Source organism: Actinosynnema sp. NPDC023658 (assembly GCF_040639995.1).
Lineage (GTDB): Bacteria > Actinomycetota > Actinomycetes > Mycobacteriales > Pseudonocardiaceae > Actinosynnema.
The window spans coordinates 1-2,626 of the sequence record NZ_JBFAAX010000788.1; the positions used below are offsets into that span (position 1 = coordinate 1).

Genomic DNA, 2,626 nt, shown 5'->3' on the forward strand with positions numbered 1-2,626 from the left:
CGGTCGGCAGGCTCGCCTGCCACTCGGGGGTGGGGTTGTTCCACCCACCGGGCCGCCCGCACTTCTCGTCCGTGAAGAAGTCGCCGCACGGCGCGCGCCACTCGCCCTCGGGCCACGGCCCCCCGGGGTCGACCCCGGCCGCCTTCGCCTCGTCCTCGGTGCCGACCACCCACTGCCGGTTGCCGGTGGCGGCCCGGCGCAGCAGACTCTCGCCGCGCGGGTCCGCGGGCACCCACGTCCGGATCAGGTTCTCGACGAGCCGGGCGTACTCGCGGCCGCCCGAGGTGGTCGACGCCATCCACCAGGCGTGCGTGGCGACGTAGCGGTAGCGACCGGGCGCGACCGGCTCGTCCACCGCGCCGACCGACCTGGCCGCCGCGAGGTCCAACGTCTGCACCGCCTCGGCGGTCGCCCGCGCCGCCCCGTCGAACGACGCGGTCTGCGCCACCAACGCCCCGGCCACCAACACGGCCACCGCCGCCACCCCGGCCGCCCACCGCCCCACCGACCGCCCGACCGGCCGCTGTCCAACCGACTGCTCGCCCGCCGCGCGGTGTGCTCGGTCTTCCTCCGTGAACGGGTCCGACTCCCCCCGCTCGACCAACGCCATCAGCGCCGCCCTGGCCTCGGCGAGCACCGGCTCGTCCGTGCGGACGTCGGCGTTGAAGGCGTCCAGCGCGGAGTCCAGTTCGTCCTCGGTCCAGACGCGGCGGGTGTCGTGGTCACTCATCGCCACTCCCCGTGTGCTCGTTGTTCGACGCGTGGGCCCGCAACCGCCGCCGCACGCGGTGCAGCCGCGACCTGACCGTCCCGACCGGGATGTCCAGCGCTTCGGCCACCTCGTTCGAGTCCAACCCCGCCCAGCTGGTCAGCAGCAGCACGTCCCGGTCGCCCGCGTCCAGCTCGACCAGCGCACCCGCCAGGAGCCGGGCCCGGGCCGTGGCGTCGACCTGGTCCGCCACCCGGCTCTCGTGGTCCTCGTGGCCCGCCGTCGACCCGGCCGCCCGCACCGCGGCGCGCAGGCCGCGCTCCTCCTGCCGAAGGTGCCTGCGCAGCAGGTTCGTGGCGATGCCGTAGAGCCAGGCGCGCGCCGTGCCGCGCCCCGGGTCGTACCCGGAACGCGACTGGTACGCGACCAGGAACGTCTCACCGACGAGGTCGTCGGCCAGGTCACCGACCCGCCGCGCCAGGTACCGGTGCAGCGGCCGGGAGTGCCGGTCGAACAGCTGCCCGAAGACCCGTGACGGGTGCGGTCCGGACAGATCCGGCCGGTCGTCGGCTTCCGACGCCCCACCGCCGTCCGCGTGCTCGGTCATCATCCTCACGACTGGTGTTGCCCGCGGCGCTCCTCCGCGTTCACGGCGGACGCCGCAGGACCGGCCCCCGTGCTACCCCTGCCGCGCCCAGGCCTTGGCCAGGGCGAGCTTGCCACCGGTGTGCAGCAGCGACCCCGAGAACACCCGGCTCGCCAGCAGCACGGCCAGCACGACCGTTCCGGCCAGCAACCCCAGGGCGACCAGCGGCTCCCACACCGCGGCCTCGCCGGTGAACAGCCGCACCGGCATCGCGATGGCCGACGAGAACGGCACGAACGACAGCACGGTGAGCACGGTGGCGTCGTCGGAGAAGAACATCACCCCGAAGTACGGCCCCATCACCAGCAGCATCACCAGGCCCATGCTCGAACCCAGGTCCTCCTGCCTGCTGACCAAGGACCCGGCGACCGCCCACATCGCGGCCAGCAGCACGAAGCCCAGCACCAGGAACGGCACGAACCAGCCCAGCGCGGGCGCGACCAGCGCCAGCAGCTCCGAGTGCCCGCCGAGCCGCAACGCCACCGGCGCGGCCACCGCGATCACCAGCACCTGCCCGACGGTCAGCAGCGAGTGGCCCGCGATCTTGCCCGCCAGCAGCGCCCGCACCGGGATCGTCGACACCAGGATCTCCACGATCCGGGTCTGCTTCTCGGTGACCGTGCTCTGCGCGATCGCCGTCCCGCTCATCCCGAACATGAGGAAGACCAGCGCGAACACCATGATGACGAGCTGCCGCTGCCCCTGGCCGACCTCGGCCGGGTCGAGCAGGTCGACCGGTGGCGCGGTGCGCAGCGCGGCCACGACGTCGGTGGGCGGATCGGCCAGCGCCACCACGCGCACACCGGTGGCGGACCCGCCGGTGGTGTCCGGCACGACCGCCGCCTCCACCTCCTCGGCCCGGACCAGCGCCTCGGCGGCGGCCACGTCGGGGACCTCGCGCACCTCGACACCCGTGTCCGCCAACACCTCCGCGGCCCGCGGCCCCACCGCCGCCACGGTGGTCTGCCCGCCACCGAGCACGGTCGGCAGGATCGACAGCGCGAACAACCCCACCACGATCACGCCCAGGCCGATCCAGAAACCCTTGGCCCGCAGGAAGGTCTTCATCTCCCGCTCCGCGACCAGTCGGGTGGCCGCCAGGAAACCGCGCGACCCGCCGTGCCGCTCCGTCACGCCGGTCATCAGATCGCCTCCATGAAGATCTCGTCGAGCGTCGGCACGACGGGGGTGAAGCTGCGCACGGGGCCCCGCCGCAGCGCGGCCTGCAGGACCGCCTGGTCCGCCTCCGCGTCACCGTCCGGTTCGAACAC

3 protein-coding genes and 1 pseudogene are annotated in these 2,626 nt (G+C 74.1%); all 4 read right to left on the reverse strand.

Going from position 1 to position 2,626, the window contains the following annotated elements; all coding sequences use genetic code 11:
• Positions 1–730 (reverse strand): annotated as a pseudogene (locus tag AB0G02_RS34760) (hypothetical protein); the annotation flags it as partial.
• Positions 723–1,316 carry a sigma-70 family RNA polymerase sigma factor gene (locus AB0G02_RS34765; protein WP_360803038.1) on the reverse strand — a complete coding sequence of 198 codons (594 nt, stop codon included), beginning with the start codon at positions 1,314–1,316 and terminating at the stop codon, positions 723–725. The pseudogene AB0G02_RS34760 and the gene AB0G02_RS34765, both read right to left, overlap by 8 nt.
• Before the next feature lie 72 nt (positions 1,317–1,388).
• A complete protein-coding gene (locus AB0G02_RS34770) occupies positions 1,389–2,498 on the reverse strand; it encodes an ABC transporter permease (protein ID WP_360803041.1) in 1,110 nt (369 codons plus the stop codon).
• Positions 2,498–2,626: DUF4162 domain-containing protein (locus tag AB0G02_RS34775; protein WP_360803044.1), on the reverse strand; the 129-nt coding region annotated here is incomplete at its 5' end. The genes AB0G02_RS34775 and AB0G02_RS34770, both read right to left, overlap by 1 nt.